Origin of the sequence: Nocardia jinanensis, from assembly GCF_014645735.1 — a bacterium.
Classification (GTDB): domain Bacteria; phylum Actinomycetota; class Actinomycetes; order Mycobacteriales; family Mycobacteriaceae; genus Nocardia; species Nocardia jinanensis.
The window spans coordinates 444956-471743 of record NZ_BMMH01000002.1; the positions used below are offsets into that span (position 1 = coordinate 444956).

Below are 26788 nucleotides of genomic sequence, written 5' to 3' on the forward strand. Positions count from 1 at the left end.
AGCATCGCGGCGCGCCGGTCGGTGACGCCTTCCCTTACCCGCTTCCCGATCTATGCTCGGACTGGACCCGCTCCGACCCGTTCTCCAGCGTTTCCGCTTCCAGCACTCCCACACCTCGACACTCCCCCGCGGACGAGTGTTGCCGCGCCGACGAGACGACCGCAGGGCCAACACCTCCCGGCATACCGAGCAAGCGACAGCAGCGATATCCGCACAGGAGGATCGGGTATGACCGAGTACATCGCAGGAGTCGCGATACCCGCCGGCCGACTGGCCGCGGAGGCCACCGAACTGGTCCGCGACAGTGCGTCCCCACTTCTGTTCCACCACTCCCGGCGTGTCTATCTGTTCGGGATGCTGCACGGGCGGCGGCGCGGGCTCGATCCCGACCCCGAACTGCTGTACGTCGGCGCGCTCTTCCACGATCTGGGCCTGACCGATACCTACCGCACCACCGAGCAGCGGTTCGAGGTCGACGGCGCCGACGAAGCGCGCCGGTTCCTCACCGCGCACGGTATCGACGCCGCGGCGGCACAGCGGGTGTGGACCGCCATCGCCCTGCACACCACGCCCGGTATCCCCGAACATATGGACCCCGAGATCGCGCTGGTGGCGGCCGGTGTCGAAACCGACGTTATCGGCATCGGTTACCACGACCTGGACCCCGGCGAGATCCGCGCGGTGGTCGCGGCCCATCCGCGACCGGACTTCAAGAAACAGATTCTGGCCGCCTTCGCCCACGGTTTCGGCGATCGACCCGACACCACCTTCGGAACCATCAATGCCGACGTCCTGGCCCACTTCCAGCCCGGTTTCACGCGCACGGACTTCGTCGACGTCATCGAATCCGGCCCGTGGCCCGAATAGCGGCCCCATTCCGGCTGCGGTCCGGCGCGGGTCGAATGCCGCATCGCGCATGATCTGCACCGTGGCCCCAGCCGCTCCCGGGATACACCACGTGCGCTCACGCGGGGATGTCAGCCGACCCGCTTTCCCTCCGGTGAAAACCGGCCGGCCACCACGACACGACCATCGTCGCTGTTCACACGGCTACGCGGGATTCCCGGCCTGAACGCGGCCTGAGAATCCCTCGTCCGATTCCTCCGGTTACGAATGCGTCACGATACGATCGCCCCCCGTGACGGACACCATGGTGCGGGCGGACGAGGCGCCCACGGACGAGCAACCACCACCACCGGGGCCGGCACGCGGTAGATGGGCGATGTGGACAGCCCTCGTTTCCGGCCTGCTCGCGACGGTGCTCGCGGTCGCGGTGCCACTGCTTCCGGTGCACGTGGACAAGACGACTCTCAACTGGCCCCAGCAGGGATCGACGGGCAGTATCACCGCCCCGCTGATGTCCTACGCGCCGCTCACCTTCGACGCCACCGTTCCCGGCGCGGCGCTGGAACAGCTCGCCGAGACCGGCGGACAAGCCGCCGCGACCATGCCTGCGGGCGCTCCCGACCTCGAGGAATACGGGTTCGTCGCACGAGTCCAGCCGGCCCAGGACGGCAGACCCGCCCACCTCGAGGTGGTGCTGCGCAGTCAGTCGATGTTCAGTGTGCCGCTCGACGAACTCCGTGACGCCACGCTCACCGTGCACTCCGACAGTTCCGCCACGACGGCCGAACTGACCGGGACCGATATCGAACCACTGTTCCTGGCCGGTGACTTCCGGCCCCAGTTGGTCGGCGTGTTCAGTGATCTGACCAGTTCGGCGGGAACCAGCGTCAGCGTGGAGGTGGACAGCCGGTTCTCGGTCACGCCCACATTCACCAAGCGCACCGCGACGGTACTGGCCGTGCTACTCGCCGCGATCGCCCTCGGCGCGCTGCTACGACTCGACCGCTTCGACGGCCGCCGGGTCCGGAGTCTGCTGCCGCAGCGCTGGCGGACTTTCACCGGTATCGACGCCGGTGTGCTCGCCACTCTGTTGCTATGGCATTTCATCGGTTCCACCACCTCCGATGACGGCTACCAGTTCGGTATGGCCCGCACCTCACTGGTCTCCGGCTATATGGCCAACTATTTCCGGTTCTTCGGTGTCCCGGAGAACCCCGTCGGTACGCCGCCCTACGACGTGATCGCCCAGATGACCGAGCTCAGCACCGCCAGTCCCTGGGTGCGCCTGCCCACCCTGCTCGCCGCCGTCCTCGCCTGGCTGGCGCTGAGCCGGGAGGTCATCCCCCGGCTGGGCGCCGGGTTACGGCGCGACAAGATCGTCGTAGGCACCGGCGCGCTGGGTTTCCTCGCGATCTGGCTGCCCTACAACAACGGGTTGCGGCCGGAACCGGTGATCGCGGTCGCTGTCCTGCTCACCTGGGTCTTCGTGGAACGCGCCATCGCGACCGGGCGGCTGCTGCCGTATGCGATCGCCATCATGATCGCGGCGTTCAGTCTCACCGCGGCACCGTCCGGGGTGATCTGTCTGGCACCGCTGGCGGCCGGGGCGCGGTCGGTGGTGCGGTGCGGTATCCGCCGCGCCCGCGCGTTGTCCGCCGCGACCGAGCGACCCGGCCGGGGCGCGTGGTGGTTCGCCCGGATCTCCTCCTACGGCGCCCTGCTGGCACCATTGGCCGCGGCCGGCACCCTGGTGCTGGTCTTCGCCTTCGGTGTCCAACCGCTGTCGGCGATGTTCGAGATGACCCGGGTACACAACGCGGTCGGCCCCTCGGTGCCCTGGTTCGACGACTACCAGGCCTATCAGCGCCTGTTCACTCCCACCGCCGACGGTTCCATCGGCCGCCGCTTCGGTGTCGTCGCGATGTGGCTCGGACTGCTGGTGTGCGCCTTCGTGCTGCTGCGCAAAGGCGGGCGCATTCCGTTCGTCACCTCGGGCCCCGCGAAACGCCTGCTGGGCATCACCTTCGGGGCGATGCTGCTGATGGCTACGGTGCCGACCAAGTTCACCCACCACAACGGCGTTTTCGCCGGTCTGGCCGGTGCGGTCGCCGTCGTCACCGCGGTCGCGGTGGGCCCGAAGGTCATGCGGGCACCGCGATACCGCGCACTGTTCGCCGCCATCGTGGCGGTGGCGATGGCCCAGATCTTCACCGGTGTCAACAAATGGTTCTACGCGTCCGGCCACGGCATCCCGTGGTGGGATACAGCACCGGCGATCGGCGGCATCGGGATGAGCGAGATCTTCCTGACCATCGCCGTGCTGTGCCTGGCGCTCGCCGGGTGGTGGCATCTGCGGGCACCGGAACCGGGAACACCGCACCGGGTTTCGCCGCGCGCCTGGCGGCTGGCGAAGATTCCGCCGCTCACCGTGGCCGCCGCCGTTATCGTGGTCTTCCAGGTAGGGTCGTTCGCCACCGCCGCGGTCACCCAGTATCCGGCGTTCTCACTGGCCCGCTCCAATATCGATGCGGTACTGGGTCAGCCGTGCGGACTGGCGAACGACGTCCTGGTCGAAGCCGACCCGAACGCCTCCATGCTCGCCCCGCTGACCGGTGACCCGGCGGACGCCTTCGCGGCGGACGCCACCGGCTTCGTCCCGGGTGGGGTCGCCGACGTCACCTCCGACGACGACCAGCCGGCGAACGACAACAGCATCGCCGATGCGCTGAAGGACACCTCCGACGGCACCTCGGTCACGCAGACCGGCGGTGCGCCCCTGCCCTTCGGCCTGTCGAACGACACACCGGTCCTCGGGACCGCCAGGCAGCAGGAAGCGGCCGAACTGACCACCGGCTGGTACCGGTTGCCCGAACCGGGCCGGCGCGACGGAATCATGGCCATCACCGCCGCGGGGCGGTTCCGGGCGATCACCCAGGACGGCGAGGTGATGCCGGGCCAACCCGTGGACATCGAATACGGCGTCGCGGATCCGGCGTCGGGCGCACGGTCGCTCGGACAGGTCATGCCCATCGATATCGGTCCTACCCCTTCCTGGCGGAACCTGCGCGTACCGCTGGAGGAGATTCCCGACGACGCCGATGTGGTCCGCATCGTCGCGAAGGACAAGACGATCGATCCCGAACAGTGGATCGCGTTGACCCCGCCGCGAATTCCGCAGACCCGCACGATCAACGACCTGATCGGATCCGACCAGCCGGTATTGCTCGACTGGGCAGTGGGCCTGCAGTTCCCGTGCCAGCGGCCGTTCGACCACAAGGACGGCATCGCCCAGGTGCCCGGCTGGCGCGTCCTGCCCGACCGCCCGGCCGCGAACACCACCAACCTCTGGCAGCGCCACGACGGTGGCGGACCGCTGGGCTGGAGCCGTCAGATACTGCGTTCGCAGACCCTGGCCACTTACCTGAAGGACGACTGGAGCCACGATTGGGGCCAGCTGCAACGGCTGACCCCCCTTGATGTCTCGGCCCGCCCGGCCGCGCCGGCGGTAACTCAGGAGAAGCACTCCGGTCTGTGGAGTCCCGGCCATATCAACGTCACCTGGTAGCCGAAGTCGCCGGGCCCGCACCGGGGTCCGGCGAGCACGGTGCGCGGGTGGGGCGCCGCGACCGGACACCATCGGGAAAATTCGGGGCATCGGTGCCGTTGGTGAGTGCAGCGCTTCGAGATCGGGCTTTCGGCTTCAGTCGATCGTGAAACGAACGAATACCAGTCTCCGGACAGCTTTTCGAATCGTCGGGCGGTGACCCGACGCCTGATCCTCCGCGCTCGGCTATCTCCCATCGAACTCTACGGCGGTCGGCCCACTGACCTTGATCGGCCGAGTGTCCTACCAGCGCGCATGCGACCCGCGCCTTTTGATTAGCACTAATGTATTTTGGGCTCATGATCGTGCGACCAGCACCCGGACTAGGTGAACTCCTCCGCTATGTCGGCGAACTGGTGGACCACGGCGCCGGGGAGATGTACGAGTCCCTGGGGATGTCGTACCGGCCGCGATACACACCGGTGTTGCGGGCGATGAGCCTCGGCGCCGCGACGGTCACCGATATCACGGCACTGACCCATGTCACCCAGGGTGCGGTCAGCCAAGCCGTCGGGCTGATGGTGACCGACGGCCTGGTCGTGCGTGAGCAATTGCCGGACGGCCGTAAGAGTGGGCTGCGCCTGACACCGGAGGGGAGAAAGCTCGTCGGGTTGCTCGAGCCGCACTGGGAAGCCACCTTCGCCGCGGTCGTGGGACTGGAGCGCGAGATCGGCTTCCCGATCCGGCGCGCGCTCGCCGACGCCGCGACCGCACTGGAGAGCAGGGGCTTCGCACCCCGGATCCGGGAAGCCCGCGTGCGTACGGCCGAGCCGGATATCTCGCCGGGCCGCGGCATCGCCACTGCGACCAACTGGTTCGATCGCGGCGGGCAAGCGTACGCGCAGTTCCGTCCCGAATACCCCGGCCGACTGTCGATGTTCCTGGCCGCGCTGGCTCCGTCCACGGACCTCGCCGTCGATGTCGGTTGCGGCAGCGGGCAGCTGACCACTCGACTCGCCTCCCATTTCGACACCACAATCGGCATCGACCCCAGCGACGACCAGCTCGCGAACGCCCGACCCCGAGACCGGGTTCGCTACCTGCGCGCCCCAGCCGAGGAACTACCCGTTCCGGATCGCAGCGCGACGCTCATCACCGCCGCCCAGGCCGCGCATTGGTTCGACCGGCCCGCCTTCTACTCGGAGGTCCGCCGGATCGCGGCCGACGACGCGGTGATCGCGTTGATCAGCTACGGCGTGCTGCGCCCGGAACCCGCTATCGCACCACGATTCGACCACTTCTACGGCAACGAGATCGGGTCGTACTGGCCGCCGGAACGCAAACTGGTCGACACCGGATACTCCGAGATCGACTTCCCGTTCGAGGAATACCCGGTGCCGCCCATGCAGATCCGGAAGAACTGGAACCTCGCCGAACTGCTCGGCTACGTGTCGACATGGTCGGCGGTCCGCCGAGCCGAAGCAGACGGCGCCACCGCAGTCCTGCACTCCTTCGCCGCAGACCTCACCGAACTGTGGGGCGATCCCACAGCGAAGCGAACGGTCAGCTGGCCCCTCGTCATGCGCTTGGGGATCCTGTAAGAGCGGATCCGTTCACGCTGCATCAACTCCGTCATAACCGGTTGCCGCACGCGGCGGAGGACGGGACGTTCACGCCGATGCGGAACGGATGCGGCCCACATGATGAATGGGTGCGCTTCACAGCGATAGTCGAGGCCGTCACGACCGGACTGCGCTGGGCCTACGCTGAGCTCCCCGCCGGTGATCCGGTGCGCGACGGCGTCGCGCAGGCCCGGGACCTGCTACTGCGGCGCCTGGACAATCCCGACGTGCTGCTGAACAACCCGGTCCGCCACGTACCACCGGACACCATAACCGGCAGGTTCGGCACAGTCCGCTATCTCCGTCGGGGCGAACATGATGCCGATTTCGTCGACGATGGGCTCACCGTCGTCGGAATCGACAGGGAGGGAAGGTCTGGCCTGTTCTTCCGGCCCGCCGAACTCGACAAAGACGAGCGAACCGGTCACCTCGATCTCACCGTGACCGAGAGCTCCGATACCGATCTGGTGCGGAAGGTCGCCGAGGAGCTCGGCCTGGACGTCGATGCCGCCGCGCTCTACCTGCAATTTCTGGCCCTTCCCGAACCCACCGACCACAATGTCCGCACATGGAACCACTGGAGCCCGGCCCGGCACAGGAAAGCCGGCACCACGCTCCTGGGCCGGAAGCTGGTGGTACACGGCTCACGAACCCGCGCGGGCCGCACCCTGTTCCTACCGGGCGAGTGGATCGAATACGACTGGCTCGGCTCCGTCCACCCGCGCGAGAAATTCAAAGACGACCTGACAGCCGCCGCCGAAACCAGCGATCGCCCCGGCAGTTTCGACTGGTGGCTGCTGCCGGACCGCTTCGCCTTCGCCTGGAACAACCGCCCGGCCCCCTGACCGCCCTATCGGGGCGGCCGCATTACCCGGTCAGAAGAGACCCTCCGACGTGCCCAGTCGTCCTCGTCGGGGACATCGGGATCTCGTAGTGGCCGGTGGCCCTCGCCGGGCTCGGGCAGACGGGGGGTCTGTAGTGGCTTCCAGTCGGACGTGTTTACCGACGAACGCCGACAATCGGGCGGCGTCCTCCTGCGCACCGGATAATGCTCGGCGCGTAACTCGGCGAGCGCCCGGTCCAGGTACACCGAATTCCACAGCACCACACAGTTCAAGATCAGGCCGAGCGCTGAGAGCCGGTCTTCCGTACCGTCGAGGTAGGCGCGGGTGACCTCGCCCTTCTTCCCGTGAAAGATGTTGCGGCCCAGTTCGTGACGGCCCGATCGGCGGTGGACCGTGCTGTCGCTCCGAGCGATTCCGGGATCAATCGGACCCCGGCCCCGCAGCGCCGATAGCGACGCGAGTCCGCTCAGCGGCGGATTCCCGGGCTGCCTCGAGCACCCGGAGTCCGGCGAGTGCCTCGGCCGGATCGACCGGGACCGGCGCGCCGTCCAGGACGGCGGCCGCCGTGGCGGTGTAGAAGGCGGGATAGTCGCCGGGCAGAGTGGGATAGGACGCCGACTCGGAACCGGCGCCGAGCACGCCGTGGTCCGCCTCGGCCGCGACGCCCCACGGTTCGCCGCCTCCCGGCCGGTGACCGGCCCGCAGTGCCGCCTCCTGGAGATCCAGTCCGTGCACTTCGTACCCGGCCCGGTCGCCGAGCACCCGGAACCGGGGGCCCAGCAGTGGCGCCACCGCACTGGCCCACAGATGGGAGTGCACGCCGCCGGTGTGGGTGAGGGCGAGGAACATATCGTCGTCGGTGGTGACGCCGGGGCGGCGATGGGCCAGTTCGCAGTAGACGGTCTCGACCGGCCCGAACAGGGTCAGGGCCTGGTCGACGAGGTGACTGCCCAGGTCGTACAGGATCCCGGCGGCGTCGGCCGGGCCGCCGACCTCACGCCAGCCGCCCTTGGGTACCGGTCGCCAGCGCTCGAAGCGTGATTCGAAACGGTGCACCGACCCCAGTGCGCCGTCGGCCATGAGCTTTCGTACCGTCCGGAAATCACCGTCCCACCGCCGATTCTGGAAAACGGTGAGTATCCGCCCCGTGGCCTGTGCGCAGCGCAGCAGATCTTCGGCTTCCGCGGCCGTCACCGCGAAGGGTTTGTCCACCACCACCGCGGCTCCGGCTTCCAGCGCCCGGCGGGCCAGTTCGGCGTGTACACGGTTGGGTGCGGCCACGACCACCAGATCGATCCCGGACATATCGGCGAAGAGGCTGTCGGCGTCGGGCAGTACCCGGACCCCGGGATGTTCGCGCCGCGCCTGCTCTGCCCGTTCGGCCGAACCCGTCACCACCGCGGCGACCCGCAACCTGGGTTCGGCGGCGACGAGCGGTGCGTGGAACACCGATCCAGCCAGCCCGTATCCGATGATGGCGACTCCGAGGCTGCTCATACCGCCCGACGTTACCCGGCGGCCGTGCTCACCCCGCGGAGGTCAGGAACGACAACCGCACCTCGCGGTCCGGATTGTCGATATTGAGGTCGATCAGCGCGATGGACTGCCAGGTTCCCAGCGCGGGTGCACCGTCGAGCACCGGGACGGTCGCATAGGGGGCGATGAGCGCGGGCATGACATGGGATCGTCCGTGTCCGCGTGATCCGTGCGCGTGCCGCCACCGATCGTCGGCCGGCAGCAGGTCGCGCAGGGCGGCCAGCAGGTCCTCGTCGCTGTGGGCGCCCAGTTCCAGGACCGCGACGCCGGCGGTGGCGTGTGGCACGAAGATGTGCAGGAGACCGTCGCCGCCCGCCTCGTTCACGAACGCCCGGCATTCCGGGGTGATATCACGGACCATTTCGCTGCGGCCGGTGTGCACCGCGATGACTGTGCTGCGCATATCCGGGCAGCCTACGCGGATCCTGCGGCGGTCCCCGCCGGGCGCGCGCCCCGGGCGCGACATCGTTGGGCCAATCCGGCCAGTATCGGTGAGCATCCGGCGTCGAAGCGGCGGTGGGCGAGGCCGTCGCTGCGGGTGGCGCCGCGGTTCACGATCACGACCGTGCCGCCGTTCCGGGCGACCCGGTGTACGAACCGGCGGCCCGACAGCACTGTCAGACTGGATCCTGCCACCAGGATCACTTCGGCCGAATCGACCAGCTCGTAGGCGGCCGCGGCCCGTTCGGCCGGCACGCTCTCCCCGAAGTAGACGATATCGGGCTTCCACATCCCGCCACAGCGCGGGCAATCCACCATGTGGAAACCACTGGTGTCCTCGACCACGGCGTCGGCGTCGGGCGCCACCTCGAGACCGGTCACCGAGGCGGCCGCGAAACCCGGATTGGCCAGCTCCAATTGTTCGGCCAGAGCCATCCGGGAGATCTTCGCCCCGCACCCCAGGCAGCGCACCTGGGCGTAGCTGCCGTGCAGATCGATCACCCGGCGGCTGCCCGCCTTGGTATGCAGCAGATCGACGTTCTGGGTGATCACACCGGTGACCACACCCTGCCGCTCCAATTCGGCCAGGGCACGGTGGCCGGCGTTCGGGCGAGCGGCGTCCATATGGCGCCAGCCCACGTGATTACGCGCCCAATAGCGCTGCCGGAATACTGGATCACCGACGAACTGCTGGTAGGTCATCGGATTGCGCGGCGGCGCATCGGGTCCACGGTAATCGGGTATACCGCTGTCCGTAGAGATTCCGGCGCCGGTGAGCACGACCGTCGATCGGTCGCCGATCAGCCCGACCAGATCGTCGAGGGTGTCGGTCCAGGAATCCGGGTGATGATCGTCGAGCAGCGCCGTGGCGGGCATACCCCGAGCGTACGTGCCGGGTGGCGGCCGGGTCCGGCCACCACCCGGGATCGGGAACTACTCGCTCAGGTCTGGATTCCGGCGAGCTTGCCCGCTTCCGCGTCGAGGCCCAGCATGGCCAGCAGGCTGCGGCAGTCGGCGGCGTCGGTGGAATGGCCGGCGACGATCCGGGCGGCGACGGCGCTGCGGCGGGCGGCCTCGGCGCGTTCAGCACTGCGGATCTCTGCGAATTCGGCCAGATCGGGCTCGGGAACAGCGTGATCGACGGGGGTGTTGCTGCGGCTGGATATGCCAGGCATGGGTCTCCTTCGAGTTCTCCGAAGCCTACGCCGAGGACCGGTGACGCACAGCGCAACCGGAAACTGGCATCCGCCGCCGCGCCCCTGTGCGGGCCTCCGCTTTCGCGGATCACGGGACCCGCCATCGGCGTGTTCGCCGAATCCTCCCGGCGCGCCCCGGAACTCGACCGGATCGGGCACAGCGGATTGCGGAAACGACATGCCGATCGATTGCCAGGATTCATGACCGAACTTCATGTAATGTGGCCTGCGTCATAATCAGGTCGCAGAACCGCCGCCGCCCGGCCTTCGTGTCACAGGTGCGCCGATGTCGTTTTTGCGGCCCTTGTTTTTTATGACACAACTCATTTAAATTCACCTCCTGCACGTTCACCAATTTGGAATGCTCGTGTTCCGCTGTAGCGGGGGCGGTATTCCACCCCAGCGAGGAGGTACACCGGTGGAGATCGACCACTTCAGCCATGGCTGGCTCACCCCCGTGGTCGCGTATGTCATGTCGTTCACCGGATCGTTGCTAGGACTACGGTGCATGAGCCGCGTGCGCAGCGGATCGCCGTTCGACGGCTGGCTCATCGCGGCGTCGGTCGCCATCGGTGGCACCGGGATCTGGGTCATGCATTTCATCGCCATGCTGGGATTCCGGATCAATGGCGCGGCCATCAAGTACGACGTACCCGTGACCCTCATCAGCGCGGCCATCGCCATGGTGGTTGTCTGGGCCGGACTGTGCCTGGCCCAGCAACGCCGATTGGGCGGACAGAGCCTGCTGGTCGGTGGCGTGGTCACCGGAATCGGCGTGGGCGCCATGCACTACGCCGGTATGTACGCCATGAAGACCGATGTCGAAATCGGTTACGAATGGTCGACCGTGACGTTGTCGATGGTGATCGCGGTGATCGCCGCGACCGCCGCGCTCTGGTTCACCCTCAATGTCCGCGGAACCCTGGCCACCGTCGGCGCGGCGCTGGTGATGGGCGTGGCTGTGGCCGGTATGCACTACACCGGCATGTACGCCATGCACCTGGGCACGCCGCATCATATGACCCCGTCGGGCGCGGGGGCCGCGCAGTTGCTGACTCCGCTGATCGTCGGTGTCAGCCTGATGACGGTGGGCATGCTGTTCCACCTGGGCCTGACCGAGGTGAGCGGGGGCGCCGCGATGGCGCGCCGTCCCGCGGCCGATAACTACTGGCCCACCCGCGACTGATCCGGATCGTCCACGCCGGGACATTTCGACCGCATGGCCGAAATGCGTCACGTGACACGACCCGCGCCGAATGCTCCGCTGTGGCGCCCCGATAGGGTCAAGGGGTGCGGCAGCGGATCATCCTGGATGTGGACACCGGAGTGGACGATTCCCTCGCGCTGCTCTATCTGCTGGCCAGCCCGGACGCCGAAATAGCCGGTATCGCCTCCACCGCCGGTAATGTGCCCGCGGCCCAGGTGGCGATCAACAATCTCGCATGGCTCGAGCTGGCCCGGGCACCGGAGATCGAGGTGGCGCTCGGGGCGGCCGATCCACTCGAGATCCCGCTGCGCACCACCGAGGACACCCACGGACCCCACGGGGTCGGCTATGCCGAACTCCCCACCCCGATCCGCCGTATCTCCACGCGCAGTGCCGCGCAGATGTGGGTGGACCTCGTCCGGCGCCATCCAGGGGAACTGGTCGGCCTGTGTACCGGGCCGCTCACCAACCTGGCTCTCGCCCTGCGCGAAGAACCCGACCTGCCCCGGCTGCTGCGCCGGTTGGTGATCATGGGCGGCGCGTTCAACCATCCTGGGAACACGACGCCGACCACCGAGTGGAACATCCACGTCGACCCCGAGGCGGCGAAGGTCGTCTTCGACGCGTTCTCCTTCGCCCCACCCGATCGCCGGCCGATCGTCTGCGCTCTCGATATCACCGAATCCATCGAAATGCGGCCCACGCACCTGATCCGGCTGGCCGAACGCGCCGGCAGCCACCCGATAGAGACGGTGTCCCCCGCCGATCCGCCCGAGGCGCGTTCGGTGGCGAGCAATCCGATCATCCGGCACCTGACCGACGCGGTCCGCTTCTACTTCGATTTCCACGACGGCTACGACCTCGGCTATCTGGCACATATGCACGATCCGTTCGCCGCGGCGGTAGCCCTGGACCCGGCCTTGGCGCGCACCCGGCCCGCGACGGTGGATATCGAACTCGAGGGCGCGCTCACCCGCGCCACCACGGTCGCCGATTGGGCCGGAATATGGGGGCGCCCGCCCAACGCCGATATCGTCGTCGGCACCGACCCCGTGCGGTTCTTCGACCGGATGATCGCCCGGATCGGCGACCACGCCCGGGCCCTGTATCCCGGGCAGCCCGTCGGCGACCCCGTCACCCGGCTGCGATGACACGCCGGCGAACCCCTGTCCGACCCGAGCGAGAGGTACGACCGTGAGCACCTCCGGAGTCAGCGAGGTTCCGGCCGACGAGGCGTATCTGGCCGGATTCCGGGAGCGATTGGATCTGCCCGGGATGATCGATGTGCATACCCATTTCATGCCGCACCGGGTGCTGCACAAGGTCTGGGCGTATTTCGACGATGTCGGACCACTCACCGGCCGCCCCTGGCCGATCACCTATCGCGCCGAGGAATCGGTGCGGCTGGACGCCCTGCGCCGTTTCGGTATCCGCGCCTTCACCGCGCTGGTGTACCCGCACCGCCCGGATATGGCGGCATGGCTGAACGAGTGGACCGCGAAATTCGCCGCCGAGGTCCCGGAATGCCTGTACACCGCCACCTTCTATCCGGAACCGAGCGCCGCCGGGTATGTGGCGGCAGCCGTGGATCAGGGCGCGCAGGTGTTCAAATCGCATATCCAGGTCGGCGCCTACGACCCTCGCGACCCGCTGCTGGATCCGGTCTGGGGCACTCTCGAGGATGCGGGCGTACCCACTGTGATCCACTGTGGCTCCGGCCCGGCACCCGGCGCGTTCACCGGCCCCGCACCGGTCGCCGACGTACTGCGGCGGTTCCCGCGATTGCCCCTGATCGTCGCGCATATGGGTATGCCCGAGTACCGGGATTTCCTGGATCTGGCGGACCGGTATTCCGGAGTCTGCCTGGACACCACGATGGCGTTCACCGATTTCGCCGAGGCCGACGTCCCGTTCCCGGTGGCCGACCGGCAACGTTTGATCGATCATGGCGATCGCATCATGTTCGGTAGCGATTTCCCGAACATCCCATACCCGTACCGGCATGCCGTCCAAGCCCTGGAACGGCTCGAACTGGGCGAGGACTGGTTGCGCCGCGTCTGCTATCGCAATGCCGCCGACCGGTTCGGCCTGACCTGACCTGCGACGATCCCACCGGGATCGCATCGGCGCCGCTGAACGCGACGGAATCCGGCATCAGCTCGTTCCGTCCGTGGCACTCACCGCCGTCACTACCGGTGCGCGCGGCGCTTCGACCCCGGCCCAGCGCGCCAGCGCCGCACGGCATGCGGCGATCTCGCCGGGCCCGGGCGCGGATTCGGTGGCCCAGGCCACCCGGCCGTCGGGCCGCAGTAGTAATGCGGTGGCCGCGGTCTCCGTGGTCCGGGCGCGCACCACACCGATCCTGCTCGGCAGGCCGGTGAGCGCGGAGGACCACGCCCCGTCCGCAGCGAGGTCCAGCAGCAGCGGACGGGAGTCCCGGATCATTTCGGTCAGGCGTACCGAGCCGTCACCGGTGCGCAGCGTGAGGTCCGGTGCGCTGTAACCGACGAGCGGGTGCGGGTCGGCGACTTCCATGTCATAGCGCACATCCGTCCCGGCGATCAACGCGGCCACCCGCGCCACGGTGGACTCGTCCGCGAGCAGCTCGCCGAACACCGCGCGCAACGCGGTGCCGTTTCCGCCCGGTGCGAGCAGGGCCGATTGGGCGCGGGCCGCGAGTTCCGTCCGGGTGGCCGCCTGCCGCCGCTCCCGGTCGTAGCTGTCGAGCAGGCCGGCCGGCGCCCAGCCGTTGATCTCGGCGGCCAGTTTCCAGCCGAGGTCCACCGCGTCCGGCAATCCCACGTTCAGTCCGGGCCCACCGCCACCGGTGTACACATGCGCCGCGTCTCCGGCCAGGAAAACCGGTCCGTCACGGAACTGTTCGGCCACCCGGGTATGCCCGCCGCGCAGCCGGCGCAATAGATGCGGGCCCGGTCCTGCGGGGACGCCGAGCGGGATGTCGGCGCCGAGCACCCGGGTGATACTCGCCCGCATCTCCACCAGCGTCATCGGCTCGTCGATCGGTGGTTCGTCCCATTCGACGGTGGACAGCATCGGTGGCCGATCCGCGAACGGGGCGTAGGTGAAACCGCCGTGCTCGGTACGCAGCGACAGGAACGGCCGGATCGGACCGAAGCCGGGCACCCGGAGTTCGCCGGTTACCGGGTCCACCCAGTCGGCGGGGATCGAGGCGTGGACCGTGCGGGCGGTCGTCCGGTCGTATCCGATACCGGGGAAATCGATTCCGCGCTGTTTACGGACCACGCTGTGGGCGCCGTCCGCCCCGACGAGGTAGCGAGCGCGCAGCCGGGCCGGGCCGTCGGGGCCCGCGAGTTCCACCGCGACTCCGTCGCCGTCGTTCTCGACTGCCACCACTGCCCCACCGCGGCGGATCTCGATACCGAGTTCGGCCGCGTATCCTGCCAATGCGGCGACCAATTCCCGTTGCGGGATCGGCAGGGTGTAGACCGGCCCGTTGTCGAGCAGGCTCAGATCGAGGGCCAGCCCGCCGAACATGAAGTAGCGGTCGTTGGGGCGGGGCGGGCCCGCTGTCCCGCTGAGACGCTCGTACAGCCCGCGCCGATCCAACAGCGGCACCACATGGCCCACCAGGCCGTTGGCCCTGGGTTCGGTCTCGGTTTCGGCATTCCGTTCGACCACGAGCGGCCGGATCCCGGCGCGACCCAGCTCGCAGGCCAGTAGCAGACCCACCGGGCCGGCCCCGGCGATGATCACGTCGTAGCGCATCTCAACTCCCGGCATTCGGTACGGGCAGCCCGGCGGCCACCTGGTTCAGGGCGGCGCGGAGTGCGGCCGCGAGCGGTTCGGGCGGGTGGGCGCTGCGGGAGTGTTCGGTGGCCACCGCACAGGCCGATCCCACTACCGCGGCCACCAGTTTCGGATAGATATCCCGCTCGGGGTCGGTGCCGATCCGCGCCGCCACCGCCGCGGCCAGTTCCCGCTGCGCGAGCGCGTCGGCCTCCAGTACGGCACCGCGCACCGCGGGCTGGGACAGGATCTCCCCGACTCCCTCGGCCCAGCGGGTATCACCCGGCCAGTTCACCTGTGAGTCCCCTTCGCCCAGCTCGAAACCGTGCAGGACAGCAGTGGTGATCGCCGCCCAGAGCGGCTCATCCGCCGGGCGGGTACTCAGCAGCCGGCCGATCTCGTACATCCGGTCGAGATGCCGTGAGGCCACCGCTTCGGCTTTACCGCCGAAGTAGTTGCGGAAAGTGCGGTCGGAGACACCGACCGCCGCCGCGATGTCCTCGACGGTGACCGCGTCCCAGCCCTTCTCGATCGACAGCCGGATGGTCGCGAGACTCAGCGCGAGGCGGGTCTCGCGTTTCTTACGTTCCCGCAACCCGGGTTCGTCATCGTTCATACGAACCACGGTACAGATAATTTCCAAAAAGGAAAAATTTCCTCGGCGGAAACTTTCTCAACTGTCGAAGGCGTCCAGTAGTTTCTCGGCGGCCAGGGCCGCGGTCAGCGTTCCGTCCCGAACCGCACGCTCCACTTCACCGCGCAGCGCCTTCACCTTCGGATTATCGGCGAGGCGGCGCAGCAGCTGATCGTGCACCATGGTCCAGGTCCAATCGACCTGCTGTCGGCGCCGCTTCTCGGCGAACTCCCCGGCGTCGGTGAGCACGCGGCGGTGGTCCAGTACGGTCTGCCAGAACTTCTCCAGACCGATACCCTCCAGACCGCTCATGGTCAGCACCGGCGGGCGCCACAGCGCATCGTGCGGATGGATCAGCCGCAGCGCGCCGGACAGTTCCCGGGCCGCCGATTTCGCCTCGATCTCGTGTTTGCCGTCGGCCTTGTTCACCGCGACCAGATCGGCCAGTTCCAGCACACCCTTCTTGATGCCCTGCAACTGGTCGCCGGTGCGGGCCAGGGTGAGGAAACAGAACACGTCGACCATGTTCGCCACGGTCACCTCGGACTGCCCCACGCCGACGGTCTCCACCAGGATCACGTCGTAGCCGGCCGCTTCGAGCAGCACGATTGTCTCGCGGGTCGCCTTCGCCACCCCGCCGAGGGTGCCCGCCGTCGGCGAGGGGCGGATGAAAGCGTTCTCCTCCACCGACAGCCGCGCCATCCGGGTCTTGTCACCGAGGATCGAACCACCGGTCCGGGTCGAGGACGGATCGACCGCGAGCACGGCGACCCGGTGCCCCTGGCCGATCAGCTGCATGCCCAGGCCGTCGATGAAGGTCGACTTCCCCACCCCGGGCACCCCGGTGATCCCCACCCGGTTCGACAGTGCCGCACCGGTTTCCGGAGTCAGTCTCAGCAGTAGCTGCTGGGCCTGGTCCCGATGGTCGGACCGGGTGGATTCCACCAGGGTGATCGCCCGCGCGAGGGCGGCCCGCTCACCGGAGCGGACCGCCTGCGCGAGGACTTCCACGTCGACTACACGTGTGCTCATCCCTGGGCTTCGACCTCGGATTCGGTATCACCGGAACCGAGTTCGTGCCCGAGCGCGGCACCGAGCTTGCGCAGCAGATCGATCGCCGCGTCGGCGATCACGGTGCCCGGCGGGAAGATCGCCGCCGCACCCGCCTCGTACAGCTCGTCGAAATCACCGGGCGGGATGACCCCGCCGACGATGACCATGATGTCGGGCCGGCCGACATCGGCCAGCGCCTGCCGCAGGGCGGGCACCAGCGTGAGATGACCGGCGGCCAGTGAGGACACACCGACAACATGTACGTCGTTGTCCGCCGCCTGGCGGGCCACCTCTTCGGGGGTCTGGAACAGCGGGCCCACATCCACGTCGAATCCGAGATCGGCGAAGGCCGTGGCGATCACCTTCTGGCCGCGGTCGTGACCGTCCTGCCCCATCTTCGCGACCAGGATCCGGGGACGCCGGCCTTCGGCCTCGGCGAACTCCTCCACCAGATCCCCGGCGGTGGTGATGTTGGTGACCTTGCCGGCCTCGTCACGATACACACCGGACAGGGTACGGATCTCGGCCTGATGCCGGCCGTAGACCTTCTCCAGCGCGTCCGAGATCTCACCGACCGTGGCCTTGGCGCGGGCGGCGTCGATCGCCAGGGACAGCAGGTTGTTCTCCATCCCGCCCTCGGACGAGTCGGCGGCCCGGCTGAGTTCGCCCAGCGCCCGCTCCACAGCGTCCTGGTCACGGTCGGCCCGCAGCTGTTGCAGCTTCTCGATCTGCTCGGCGCGCACCCGGGAATTCTCGACCTTGAGGACCTCGACCTCGTGGTCCTCGGCGACCTGGTACTTGTTGACACCGATCACCGGCTGCTGGCCGGTATCGATACGCGCCTGGGTCCGAGCCGCGGCCTCCTCGATCCGCAGCTTGGGAATACCCTCGCCGATCGCCTGCGCCATGCCGCCGTGCGCCTCGACCTCGGCGATATGGGCCCGGGCCCGTTCGGCGAGCTGATGGGTGAGCCATTCGACGTAGTAGGAACCGCCCCACGGGTCGATCGGCCGCGTGGTGTTGGACTCCTGCTGGATCAGCAGCTGGGTGTTGCGCGCGATCCGGGCCGAGAAATCGGTGGGCAGCGCGAGCGCCTCGTCGAGAGCGTTGGTGTGCAGCGACTGGGTATGCCCCTGGGTCGCCGCCATCGCCTCGATGCAGGTGCGGGCCACATTGTTGTAGGCGTCCTGCGCGGTCAGCGACCAGCCCGAGGTCTGCGAATGGGTCCGCAGCGATAGCGATTTCGGGTTCTTCGGATCGAACTTCGCGACCAGTTCACTCCACAGCAGCCGGCCCGCGCGGAGTTTCGCGACCTCCATGAAGAAGTTCATCCCGATGGCCCAGAAGAACGACAGCCGCGGCGCGAACTTGTCGATCTCCATCCCGGCGTCGATCCCGGCCCGCAGGTACTCCACGCCGTCGGCGAGGGTGTAGGCCAGTTCGAGATCGGCGGTCGCACCGGCTTCCTGGATGTGGTAGCCGGAGATCGAGATGGAGTTGAACTTCGGCATCTTCGCGCTGGTGTAGGCGAAGATATCGGAGATGATCCGCATCGAGGGCTTCGGCGGATAGATGTAGGTGTTGCGGACCATGAACTCCTTCAGAATATCGTTCTGAATGGTTCCGGCCAGCTGTTCGGGTGCCACGCCCTGCTCTTCGGCGGCCACCACGTACAGCGCCAGGATCGGCAGGACCGCGCCGTTCATGGTCATCGATACGCTGACCTGATCGAGCGGGATCTGGTCGAACAGCTGGCGCATGTCCAGGATGGAGTCGATGGCGACACCGGCCATACCGACATCGCCCTGTACCCGGGGATGGTCGGAGTCGTAGCCGCGGTGGGTCGCGAGGTCGAACGCCACCGACAGACCCTTCTGCCCGGCCTGCAGATTGCGCCGATAGAAGGCATTGGAATCCGCGGCCGTGGAGAAACCCGCGTACTGACGGATGGTCCACGGCTGGTTCACATACATCGTCGGGTACGGGCCGCGCACGAACGGCGCGACACCGGGGACGCTGTCGAGCGGGAAACCCGCGTCGGCGACGGTGTCACGATCGGCCTTGGTGAACACCGGCGGAACGTCGATCCCCTCCGGCGTCGACCACACCAGCTGTTCGGGGGCGTAGTTGTTGGCGGCGGCCGCCTGCCGCACGTACGCGTCCCGTGCGCTGTCGTCGGCCTTGCCGGGGGTGAAACCCGGCTCGGTGAGCGGCACCTCGGCGAAACTGCCGACCACCTGCTCGATTCGCTGTGTCGTCATCAGGCTCCTACCTTCTCCAGCAGGGCGGTCAGGGCGGCGACCGCGTCGATCCGGGCCGCCAGGAACCCGTCCGGACGCCGGGCCTCCTCGATACCGGTCAAGACCTTCTCCGGTCCGGCCAGCAGCACGGTCCCGACTCCGGCACCCCGCAGTTGTTCCACCGCCCCGGCCGCGTCGGTTCCGTAGCGGGCGTCGGTACCGCAGAGCACCGCGATCGACGCTCCGGATTCCTTTGCCGCCGCGGCGATATCACCCTCGGCGAGCGGACCCGGATTGATGGTTTCGATCCCGCCCGAGGCCAGCAGGTTGGCGATGAAGGTGACCCGCACATTGTGCTCGGCGACCGTGCCGAGCGGCACCAGCAGTGCCTGCGGGCGAGCGCCGTGGGCCGCCAGGTAGGCATCCGAGCGGTCCCGCAGCACCTCGAACGGGGCCCCGTACCGCTGTCCGGGCCCCGCCGTACGGGCGGCCTCCGACAGCGGCGACTCGGCGAGATTCGGGAATTCGTTCACCCCGGTGACCGCGGTCCGGCGATGGGCGATATCGCTCTCCCGCCGGTGATTCGTCGCACCGATCCGGGTGGCCAGCAGACCGGAGTCCAGCGCCGACCGGTACCCACCGGCGGCCTCGATCTCCTGCATGAATTCCCATGCGGCGGCGGCGAGGTCGTCGGTGTACTGCTCGACGTACCAGGAACCCGCGCCGGGGTCCTGCACATGCCCGAGGTGGGACTCCTCGAGCAACAGCAGCTGGGTGTTGCGGGCCATCCGTTCCGAGAACGACGCCGAGACGCCGAGTTCACCGGCGGGCAGGGCGGAATCGAACGGCAGCACGGTGACGGTGTCGGCGCCGCCGACGCCGGCGCCGAAGGCGGCCAGGGTGGTACGCAGCAGGTTCACCCAGGGGTCACGCCGGCTCATCATGGCCGCCGAGGTCACCGCGTGTTGCGGGGCCGCGCCCTCCGCCGGCGCGCCCAGCGCGTGGGCGACCCGCGCCCACAGGCGCCGGGCGGACCGGAACTTGGCGAGCGTGGCGAACTGGTCGTCGGTGGCGGCGAACCGGAACTCCAGCTGCCGCAGTGCTTCGGGAACCGGCACCTCCCCGGACAGCACGCGCAGGTATTCGAGTCCGGCGGCGACGGCCGCGCCCAGTTCCTGGGCGTCGGAGGCGCCGGCGGCGTGGAAGACGGTGCCGTCCACGGTGATCGCCCGCACCGTCTCCGGCCGCTGCGCGGCCGCGACGGCCAGGGCCGTGGTCTCGGCGAGACCTAGATCATCGGCGCCGGCGAAGGCGCTGGTGAGGGGTGCCGCGCCGAGAGCGACCCGGATGGCGGCACGATCGGGCGCCGAATACCGGTCGATCACCTCGTATACGGCGGCGGCCGCCGCTGCGGCGTCCGGCCCGGCGCGCAGGGTCAGCGGCGCCAGCTCGAACAGCAGACCGTCGAGCGCGGCGGCGATCCCGTCCACCGGTACGCCGTGGGTCCCCACACCGAGTTCGACGGCGCTCAGGCCGTTCTCCAGGCCGCCGGTGATCTGCCGGTTGGCGGTCGCGGCATCGGCGGCGCCGATGCGGGCACTGACGAACCAGCCGCGGTGGACATCGCGGGTGGCGTCACCACCTCGGACGAACGGGTAGGCACCGGGCAGCGGCTGCTCGGGCAGTTCGTCTCGGCGGGTGTACAGCGGTGCGATACTCAGTCCGTCGTAGGTGGACTGGTTCAGTAGCTTTTCGGGTTCCGCACCGAGTCCGGCCGCGTCGACCTTGCGGGCCTTGGCCAGCACTCCCGCCACACCTTTGCGCCAGGCGGGATATTCGGGCACCGCGGACGAGGTCGGATCAGCTCCGGCCGCGGGCTCTGCAGCAATCGGCATACCCTGTTCCCTCATTTTTCGTTCCAGTACAAGCGCACCACAGGTGTGCGCGGGTACCTTGGCATCCGCCCAGCTCAGCGAATACTTAGGTTAACGAGCATTCAGCCCGCCCCTCCGATGCTAGCGGGATGCCCGTACGGCATCGTCCGTGGCCACCACTACCAGCCAGTAACCTCGCATCCGCGAACACCGCAGTCCCTGTTCACCGAGCCGCCGTCACCCCGGGCCGCGAGGGCTCGACCCGAAGACAGCGCCGCCCGTGGTCGGGATCCAGGTGTTCACCGCGTCGCGGACAGCCGAGGTGCACCCGGCCCGCCCGCGGACGCCACTCCCGGACAACCGGTAACCTCGGCCGGTGCCCCGTATGCTCCGTGACCGGCGGCTGGTCCTCCTCCTGTGCGGCGCCGCGCTCGTCTGCGCGGCCGCATTGCTGACCCCGCTACCGAGCCCGGCGCAGATCCAGCAGTGGGCCGGCGAGGCCGGTCCCTACTTCCCGCTGTTGTTCTTCCTCGCACACACCGTGCTCACCGTCGCTCCCGTACCTCGCACGGTGTTCACTGTGGCTTCGGGTCTGCTGTTCGGCCCCGCCGTCGGGCTCACCGTGGCCGTCGGCGCGTCCGTACTCAGCGCGGCCACCGCTTTCCTGCTCGTCCGCGCCTACGGGCGGGATCGGGTCAGTATCTATCTGGACCATCCCACCGTGCGCCTCGTGGACGAGCGCCTGCACCGGCGCGGCTGGCTGGCCGTCGGCGCACTGCGGTTGATCGCCTTCGCACCGTTCTCGGTAGTGAACTACTGCTGCGCCCTGTCGTCGATCCGCTTCTGGCCCTACCTGGGCGCGACCGTGATCGGGATTCTGCCCGGTACCGCCGCCACCGTCATCCTGGCCGACGCGCTGACCGGAGGCACCCATCCGGTCATGGTGGCGGTCTCGATCGGTTGTATCGCCGCCGGACTGCTGGGGCTGGCGGTCGACCAACGCTGGAAACCGGCCGTCGAGGCGCCGGTCGCCGCCCTCGACTGAACCTGTACCCGGTAGGCGCCACCACGCCGATGAGACTCATCGGAGGGGCTGTCCACCCCGGGGACCGATCAGGGCTGATCGCCCGCTTCATCAGAGCTGATCGCCCGGCTCACAGGAGCTGCTCGTCCGTATCACGCACCTCCAGAGGCCAGCGCGCGAATTCGGGTGGTTCGGCCACCTCGCGGATCAGCGCCGCCCGGTCGGCGTAGAAACCCACATGAGCGGCATCCGGATTCCGCCGGCCCGCCTCGGCCAGCCAGCTGTGCGCGCAACGCAACACCTCGCCGATACCGGGTGCGGCATCCTCCTCGAGCACCAGATCGCCGTGCTCCGGCGCGACCAGTACCGCGGCGCCGAGATGCTGCAGGCACCGCCCGATACCGTTGTCGTCGGCCAGATCCCGGTAGGTGGTCAGGGCACGCTGCCAGCAGCGCAGCGCACCCCGCGGTTCGCCGCGTGCCCAAGCCACCGCACCGGCGATCTCGTGCACCCGGGCCCATCCGTCGGCGTCCTCGTCGTCGAGCGCGCGCAGCGCCGCCAGCTCCAGCCGGTCCTGGGCAGCGTCCAGCCTGCCCTGATGGATATGCGCCACAGCGAGATCGGTCAGCACCCGGACCTGGTTCGCCAGATCTTCGCGCGGTAGCCGCCACCAGGCCGTTCGCAATCGGTCCACCGCGTCGGCCAGCTGCTCCGGGGTAGTCGCCGCACGGAGCAGCGCCAGCCCGGCGGCATGCTCCACTCGGGCACCGACGCCGGTGGCCCGCCGCGACCACGGGCGCCACCGCCGTCCCTCCTGCCCGAGGGCTTCCCCGGCGCGCAGCGCTGTCGCCCGATGGTGACCGCCGAGCACCGTGGGACCCAGCTCCACCAGCTCCAGTGCCACCGTATGAGTTTCGGCGCCGTCGCCGGGGCCGACGGAGTACCAGATATCGAGGGCGTCACCGATTCGGACCAGCTGAGCGGCCGTGGCCGGTGGCACCGCCGCGGCGATATCACCACCGCAGCACTGGTGGATCAGCGCCCGCAACCGCCGCTCCTCCACAGCGAACCAGCGGCGGGCCCGCGGCCCGAAGGGCACCGTGCCGGATCCGATGGCCCAACTGGTCGCCCGGTCCGCGGTGTGACACAGCAGTGCGAACAGGGCCGCCTGCCATACCGGCCCACCGATCACCGTGGCGCGGTCCGGCGAGTCCGGAAACCTCGCGAGCCGGTAGCGCTGGGGTTCGTGGCAGTCCAGCACACCCGCCGAGACCAACCGCGCGAGCAGTCCGGTCGCGGTCCAGCGCTCGCCCAGCACGATCTGCTGGTCACCGGTCGGTGGGTCGCCGGTTTCCGGAAGCAGCGCCAGTTCCATTCCGACCGCGGTCAGTACCGCGCGCACGGTCGCCGCGTCGTATTCGGTGACCGGCAGTTCGCGCAGCACGGCCGCGACCGGATGATCACCGAGGTCGGGGTCGCGTTCCGGTGGGTCCGGGAGCGGACGCGGCGTCGACGGCCCGGTCAGTGGCGGTCCGTCCAGGTCGGCCAGCAGGGTCCGGCGCCGCAGCAGCCGGCGCCGGTCCCGCCGTTCGGCGGTCATCCGGTACCCGGTGTAGAGCAGGGCCAGCACCACGATCAGCACCGCCAGCCAGCGCAAGCCGGAGGCCAGCAGTTGCACCTCCGCGCTGTCGCCGAAGGAGTTCATCACCAGATTGCGGCCCAGCTCCAGCAGCAGGGCCGATGCGAGCACCGACAGTCCGCTCAGCACCCCCGGGACGACCGGGGCCCGCGGCAGGGGTTCCCTCATCGCAGCACCCCGCCGGTCAGTCCGGGCACGATCCAGCGCCGCCAGGTCGCCAGGACCAGCGCCACCGGTAGCAGGGCCGCGATGAGCGCCCCGGCGGCCAGCTGCGCGGCGTTCTCGCCGAACTGCCGGGCCTCACCCCACAGCAGCAGCGACCACGGCGACGCACCGGCCCCGCTGATCAGCAGCCCGACGATGAAATCGTTCCACACCTGGACGAATTCGAGCACCGCCACCGCGACCAGCGCAGGCCCCGCCGAGCCGAGCAACCGGCGGCTGATGGTGCCCGGAGCGGCCAGGCCGCGCAGCGCGTCGGCGGCCGGGCTACCGGGTGGTGCGGCCACCGCGCCCCGCAGGATGAGCACCGCGATCGGCAGTCCGGCGGCGGCGTGCACGAGAACCAGGGGCACCCGGGTGCCCGACAGACCGTGATCGTCGATGAAGATGTCCAGCGGACCGAGATAGGCCTGGACCGGCAGCACCGCGAGCACCACCAGGGCGGTAACGATCGTGCGCGTCACCCATCCGGCGGGAGCGACCGCGAGCCGGTAGGCCAGCGGCGCGGCGGTCGCCACCACGATGATCGTGGCCAGTACCGCCACCCAGAACGTGGCCTCGACCGAATGCAGCAGCCACCGGTCGCGCCAGACATCGGTGAACGCCGCCGCCGACCAGCCGTCCGGTCCGCGCAGGGCCACCACCGCGAGCACCACCAGCGGGATCACCGCGGCCACCGAGACCGCGCCGATCACCACACCCCGGGCCCATCCGGCGATAGAACCGCCGGCGGGCGCGCCGGCCCCGGGGCCGGGATGTTCGGCGGGTGGGAAACCGGTGCGGCGGTCCTGGATATCGGTTTGCAGCGCCCATGCCACCACCCCGAGCAGGGCGGCCAGCGGAAGCGCGTACGCGGCGGCATCGCCCGCGGTCGCCGGGTCGGTGGCCAGCCGCCACCACGAGACGGTGGCGCTGTCCACCTGATACTGGACCGACCCCGGCACTCCGATGAGCACCACGTCGAAGACCCGGGCCGCGGCCACCCCCACCACGAGCCCGGCCACCAGGACAATCGGCCGCTGCAAAGTGAACAGCCGCCACACCAGCGTGATACCGGGCTTCTCCCGGAGCAGAGTCCACCGCACCGGATCGCGTTCCAGCGCCCGGATACCGGCCCGGAACACACCGATCAGAAACCCGAGCCAGGTCCACAGGAACGCCGAGCCGAGCATCACCACGAACCAGGCCCGGTACCCCGGAAAACCGTCGAAGCCCAGCCGGGCGCCCGAGTACTGGAAGATCAGGCGGAACGCGACTCCCGACACGATCGCCGAGATACCGAACGGCACGATCAGCGGTAGCCACAACCCCCGGCTGTACCGGGTCCACCAGGCCAGCAGCATCGCCGCGACCAGTAGCGCCGCCGCGAACGCCATCCAGTACAGGCTGCGTGCATACGATTCGTCCGACCAGTACAGCGCGGCGAGGGCGACCGTCCCGACCGCCGCCGGAACGGCCCACAGACTCCGGTGCGCGCCGCGACGGGCCACCTCCAGCGCGGCCACGAACGCCACAGCCGCCACCACGCACCCCACCACAGGCCACAACCGGGTCCGTACGGCGAGGACGACGGTACCGGCGGCGGGCACCAGCAGCAGGGTCAGCAACAGCACCGCGGGCAGGCACGCCACCAGCGTGATGCCCCGCTGCGGCGGCCGGCCTGACACCAGCGGCCCGCGCATCGGCCCGACGGGCAACTCCACGCGCAGCCCATGTGCTTCGAATTCCGGTGGCGCCGTGGTCATCTCCATCCTCTTTCGAAGCGGCTCAGGGTCGTGACGGCGGTCCCGGTCGCAGCGGCGACATCACCGCCCCTGTCACCCACGGTGATCAGGAATTCGGTGAGCACCCGCCACAGGCCGTCACGGCCACCGACCGCGCCGAGCCGGTCGGACAGGTCGAAATCCGGCCAGTCCGCCAGTGCCCCGGCCGTCGGCGCCGCCCACCGCGAATATCGGGCCCGGGTGCCGAGATTGGGGCCGAGGAACCCGCCGACCTCTTCGATCCACGGCACCGGCACCCGCTCGGCCGCCAGCCCGGCGACCACCGCCTCGGCCCGCGAACCCGCCGCCCGGGTCAGCACCATGACATCGCCGCCCACGATCCGTGGGCCCGCCGCACCGGGCCCCGTACCCGGGAACGGCACCACCGCCGCGGCGTCCTCGGACCGGCCCGATCGCCGCAGCGCATCGCGCACCACGGGCTCGGCGAAATCCGGCGCCGCGACCGCCAGCGCCCGCCGATGATCGAAAACATCGCGGACCGAATCCGCGAACTGTCTGGTCAATGCCGTCCCTACCCCACCTGGCAGCCCGTCGCGGATACCCCACAAACCGCCCAGCCGCCGGAAGGTTTCGCGGACTGCCGCGACATCCCAGTCGCGGGGCCCGGCCCCCAGCGCGCGGTACACCGCCGGTGATTCGGCCAGCAGAAGATTTTCGAACAGATCGGTCAGTACCCAGCCGTCGGCGGCGCCGAGGGCGAGCAGCCGCCGGTCCGAGCCCGCGGCCTCACCGACACCGGCGAGCCAATCGTCCACCGTCCAGGCCGTCGGGTCGCCCAGCCCGGATCCGGCGAACGCGTCCCGGTCGTACCAGATCAGGGATTTACCGCTGGCTTTGAAGGGCACGCCGTACGGGCGGCCGCGGTGGTGGCACAGTTCCCGCCACTGGTCGGCGTACCGCGGCCCGTCCGGGCCGTACCAGAGCTCGCCGGGCACCTCCCGCAGCCGTCCGGCCGCGACCAGGTCCCGCAGTTGTCCGGCCTGCGGGAGCATGACGATATCGGGGGCCGATCGCCCCAGCGCGGTGAGCGCGGTCCCGATCTCGTCGCCCAGCGGCACCACCTCGACCGGATCCGGCAGCGCCGCGGCATCGAGCACCGACCGGAAGGCGGTCAGCTCGAGACCGCTCCAGGCGACAGCGATGCGCACCACATCGCGATCACCGAGTAGTACATCGGGTGAGCAGGCCGCGAGCAGCGGGGCGAACGCAGCCGTCCGGAGTACGGCACGACGTGTCCTCACGATCCCCCGATACGCTTGCCCGGCAGTGGGTTCCGATTATGACCCAGGTGGCGGACGGATGCGCACGGTTCG

Annotated in this window: 21 protein-coding genes; 8 read left to right on the forward strand and 13 right to left on the reverse strand. The window is 69.2% G+C overall.

The features are described from left to right. Positions 1-228: 228 nt before the first annotated feature. From IEY68_RS06575 to IEY68_RS06590, 4 genes are all read left to right on the forward strand, one after another. Positions 229-867 carry an HD domain-containing protein gene (locus IEY68_RS06575; RefSeq protein ID WP_058856227.1) on the forward strand — a complete coding sequence of 213 codons (639 nt, stop codon included), beginning with the start codon at positions 229-231 and terminating at the stop codon, positions 865-867. A 283-nt stretch (positions 868-1150) separates the two neighbouring features. Then, positions 1151-4411, forward strand: coding sequence for an arabinosyltransferase domain-containing protein (locus IEY68_RS06580; RefSeq protein WP_058856321.1), 3261 nt, complete (start codon positions 1151-1153; stop codon positions 4409-4411). Positions 4412-4749: 338 nt separating this feature from the next. Then, entirely contained in the window at positions 4750-5991 is a 1242-nt protein-coding gene (locus IEY68_RS06585; protein ID WP_189094092.1) for a methyltransferase domain-containing protein, read from the forward strand. A 110-nt stretch (positions 5992-6101) separates the two neighbouring features. After that, positions 6102-6857 (forward strand): NUDIX hydrolase, encoded by a 756-nt coding sequence (locus IEY68_RS06590; RefSeq protein WP_062996891.1) that lies wholly within the window; start codon positions 6102-6104, stop codon positions 6855-6857. A 5-nt stretch (positions 6858-6862) separates the two neighbouring features. Here IEY68_RS06590 and IEY68_RS37035 read toward each other — a convergent pair whose 3' ends face one another. From IEY68_RS37035 to IEY68_RS06615, 5 genes are all read right to left on the reverse strand, one after another. Beyond that, positions 6863-7384, reverse strand: coding sequence for a Tn3 family transposase (locus tag IEY68_RS37035; protein WP_082681562.1), 522 nt, complete (start codon positions 7382-7384; stop codon positions 6863-6865). Continuing rightward, entirely contained in the window at positions 7278-8354 is a 1077-nt protein-coding gene (locus tag IEY68_RS06600; protein WP_058856229.1) for a Gfo/Idh/MocA family protein, read from the reverse strand. Before IEY68_RS06600 ends, IEY68_RS37035 begins: the two co-directional genes overlap by 107 nt. A gap of 28 nt (positions 8355-8382) precedes the next feature. Further along, positions 8383-8796 (reverse strand): secondary thiamine-phosphate synthase enzyme YjbQ, encoded by a 414-nt coding sequence (locus IEY68_RS06605; protein WP_058856323.1) that lies wholly within the window; start codon positions 8794-8796, stop codon positions 8383-8385. Between the two features lie 11 nt (positions 8797-8807). Continuing rightward, positions 8808-9710, reverse strand: coding sequence for a Sir2 family NAD-dependent protein deacetylase (locus tag IEY68_RS06610; protein WP_058856230.1), 903 nt, complete (start codon positions 9708-9710; stop codon positions 8808-8810). Positions 9711-9775: 65 nt separating this feature from the next. Continuing rightward, entirely contained in the window at positions 9776-10009 is a 234-nt protein-coding gene (locus tag IEY68_RS06615) for a hypothetical protein (RefSeq protein WP_058856231.1), read from the reverse strand. Between the two features lie 439 nt (positions 10010-10448). On the opposite strand from IEY68_RS06615, the gene IEY68_RS06620 reads away from it, so the two are divergent. The 3 genes from IEY68_RS06620 (at position 10449) to IEY68_RS06630 (ending at position 13334) form a co-directional block, all read left to right on the forward strand. Beyond that, complete coding sequence (locus IEY68_RS06620; protein WP_082681553.1) at positions 10449-11216, forward strand: MHYT domain-containing protein; 768 nt, start codon at positions 10449-10451, stop codon at positions 11214-11216. A gap of 104 nt (positions 11217-11320) precedes the next feature. After that, a complete protein-coding gene (locus tag IEY68_RS06625; RefSeq protein ID WP_058856232.1) occupies positions 11321-12388 on the forward strand; it encodes a nucleoside hydrolase in 1068 nt (355 codons plus the stop codon). Between the two features lie 124 nt (positions 12389-12512). Beyond that, positions 12513-13334 (forward strand): amidohydrolase family protein, encoded by an 822-nt coding sequence (locus IEY68_RS06630; protein WP_082681563.1) that lies wholly within the window; start codon positions 12513-12515, stop codon positions 13332-13334. 57 nt (positions 13335-13391) lie between these two features. Here the strand turns inward: IEY68_RS06630 and IEY68_RS06635 are convergent, their stop codons facing one another. Genes IEY68_RS06635 through IEY68_RS06655 form a run of 5 tightly spaced genes read right to left on the reverse strand, consistent with a single transcriptional unit; the run spans position 13392 to position 20827 of the window. After that, complete coding sequence (locus tag IEY68_RS06635; protein WP_058856234.1) at positions 13392-14984, reverse strand: FAD-dependent monooxygenase; 1593 nt, start codon at positions 14982-14984, stop codon at positions 13392-13394. Between the two features lies 1 nt (position 14985). Beyond that, a complete protein-coding gene (locus IEY68_RS06640) occupies positions 14986-15621 on the reverse strand; it encodes a TetR/AcrR family transcriptional regulator (protein ID WP_058856235.1) in 636 nt (211 codons plus the stop codon). Positions 15622-15678: 57 nt separating this feature from the next. Next, positions 15679-16671 (reverse strand): methylmalonyl Co-A mutase-associated GTPase MeaB, encoded by a 993-nt coding sequence (gene meaB, locus IEY68_RS06645; protein WP_058856236.1) that lies wholly within the window; start codon positions 16669-16671, stop codon positions 15679-15681. After that, the gene (gene scpA / locus IEY68_RS06650; RefSeq protein ID WP_058856237.1) at positions 16668-18953 is read right to left on the reverse strand and encodes a methylmalonyl-CoA mutase; all 2286 of its coding nucleotides are present in this window, start codon (positions 18951-18953) and stop codon (positions 16668-16670) included. The genes meaB and scpA overlap by 4 nt, the downstream gene beginning before the upstream one ends. Beyond that, positions 18953-20827 (reverse strand): methylmalonyl-CoA mutase family protein, encoded by a 1875-nt coding sequence (locus IEY68_RS06655; RefSeq protein ID WP_082681554.1) that lies wholly within the window; start codon positions 20825-20827, stop codon positions 18953-18955. The genes scpA and IEY68_RS06655 overlap by 1 nt, the downstream gene beginning before the upstream one ends. A gap of 364 nt (positions 20828-21191) precedes the next feature. Between IEY68_RS06655 and IEY68_RS06660 the strand changes: the two genes are divergently transcribed. Then, positions 21192-21851 (forward strand): TVP38/TMEM64 family protein, encoded by a 660-nt coding sequence (locus IEY68_RS06660; protein WP_308434954.1) that lies wholly within the window; start codon positions 21192-21194, stop codon positions 21849-21851. A gap of 109 nt (positions 21852-21960) precedes the next feature. On the opposite strand, the gene IEY68_RS06665 is transcribed toward IEY68_RS06660, so the two are convergent. From IEY68_RS06665 to IEY68_RS06675, 3 genes are read right to left on the reverse strand one after another with little or no spacing between them, the layout of a single operon-like run. Then, complete coding sequence (locus tag IEY68_RS06665; RefSeq protein ID WP_058856238.1) at positions 21961-23637, reverse strand: tetratricopeptide repeat protein; 1677 nt, start codon at positions 23635-23637, stop codon at positions 21961-21963. Further along, entirely contained in the window at positions 23634-25436 is a 1803-nt protein-coding gene (locus IEY68_RS06670) for an ABC transporter permease family protein (RefSeq protein ID WP_156426333.1), read from the reverse strand. Before IEY68_RS06670 ends, IEY68_RS06665 begins: the two co-directional genes overlap by 4 nt. Next, entirely contained in the window at positions 25433-26716 is a 1284-nt protein-coding gene (locus IEY68_RS06675; RefSeq protein ID WP_058856240.1) for an ABC transporter substrate-binding protein, read from the reverse strand. Before IEY68_RS06675 ends, IEY68_RS06670 begins: the two co-directional genes overlap by 4 nt. Positions 26717-26788 lie beyond the last annotated feature (72 nt).

Excerpts from the sequence above, each read along its gene's own strand:
- IEY68_RS06575 (WP_058856227.1), top strand. The coding sequence starts at position 229 with ATGACCGAGTACATCGCAGGAGTCGCGATACCCGCCGGCCGACTGGCC.
- IEY68_RS06580 (WP_058856321.1), top strand. The coding sequence starts at position 1,151 with ATGGTGCGGGCGGACGAGGCGCCCACGGACGAGCAACCACCACCACCG.
- IEY68_RS06585 (WP_189094092.1), top strand. The coding sequence starts at position 4,750 with ATGATCGTGCGACCAGCACCCGGACTAGGTGAACTCCTCCGCTATGTC.
- IEY68_RS06600 (WP_058856229.1), bottom strand. The coding sequence starts at position 8,354 with ATGAGCAGCCTCGGAGTCGCCATCATCGGATACGGGCTGGCTGGATCG.
- IEY68_RS06605 (WP_058856323.1), bottom strand. The coding sequence starts at position 8,796 with ATGCGCAGCACAGTCATCGCGGTGCACACCGGCCGCAGCGAAATGGTC.
- IEY68_RS06610 (WP_058856230.1), bottom strand. The coding sequence starts at position 9,710 with ATGCCCGCCACGGCGCTGCTCGACGATCATCACCCGGATTCCTGGACC.
- IEY68_RS06615 (WP_058856231.1), bottom strand. The coding sequence starts at position 10,009 with ATGCCTGGCATATCCAGCCGCAGCAACACCCCCGTCGATCACGCTGTT.
- IEY68_RS06630 (WP_082681563.1), top strand. The coding sequence starts at position 12,513 with ATGATCGATGTGCATACCCATTTCATGCCGCACCGGGTGCTGCACAAG.
- IEY68_RS06635 (WP_058856234.1), bottom strand. The coding sequence starts at position 14,984 with ATGCGCTACGACGTGATCATCGCCGGGGCCGGCCCGGTGGGTCTGCTA.
- IEY68_RS06640 (WP_058856235.1), bottom strand. The coding sequence starts at position 15,621 with ATGAACGATGACGAACCCGGGTTGCGGGAACGTAAGAAACGCGAGACC.
- meaB (WP_058856236.1), bottom strand. The coding sequence starts at position 16,671 with ATGAGCACACGTGTAGTCGACGTGGAAGTCCTCGCGCAGGCGGTCCGC.
- scpA (WP_058856237.1), bottom strand. The coding sequence starts at position 18,953 with ATGACGACACAGCGAATCGAGCAGGTGGTCGGCAGTTTCGCCGAGGTG.
- IEY68_RS06655 (WP_082681554.1), bottom strand. The coding sequence starts at position 20,827 with ATGCCGATTGCTGCAGAGCCCGCGGCCGGAGCTGATCCGACCTCGTCC.
- IEY68_RS06660 (WP_308434954.1), top strand. The coding sequence starts at position 21,192 with ATGCTCCGTGACCGGCGGCTGGTCCTCCTCCTGTGCGGCGCCGCGCTC.
- IEY68_RS06665 (WP_058856238.1), bottom strand. The coding sequence starts at position 23,637 with ATGAGGGAACCCCTGCCGCGGGCCCCGGTCGTCCCGGGGGTGCTGAGC.
- IEY68_RS06670 (WP_156426333.1), bottom strand. The coding sequence starts at position 25,436 with ATGACCACGGCGCCACCGGAATTCGAAGCACATGGGCTGCGCGTGGAG.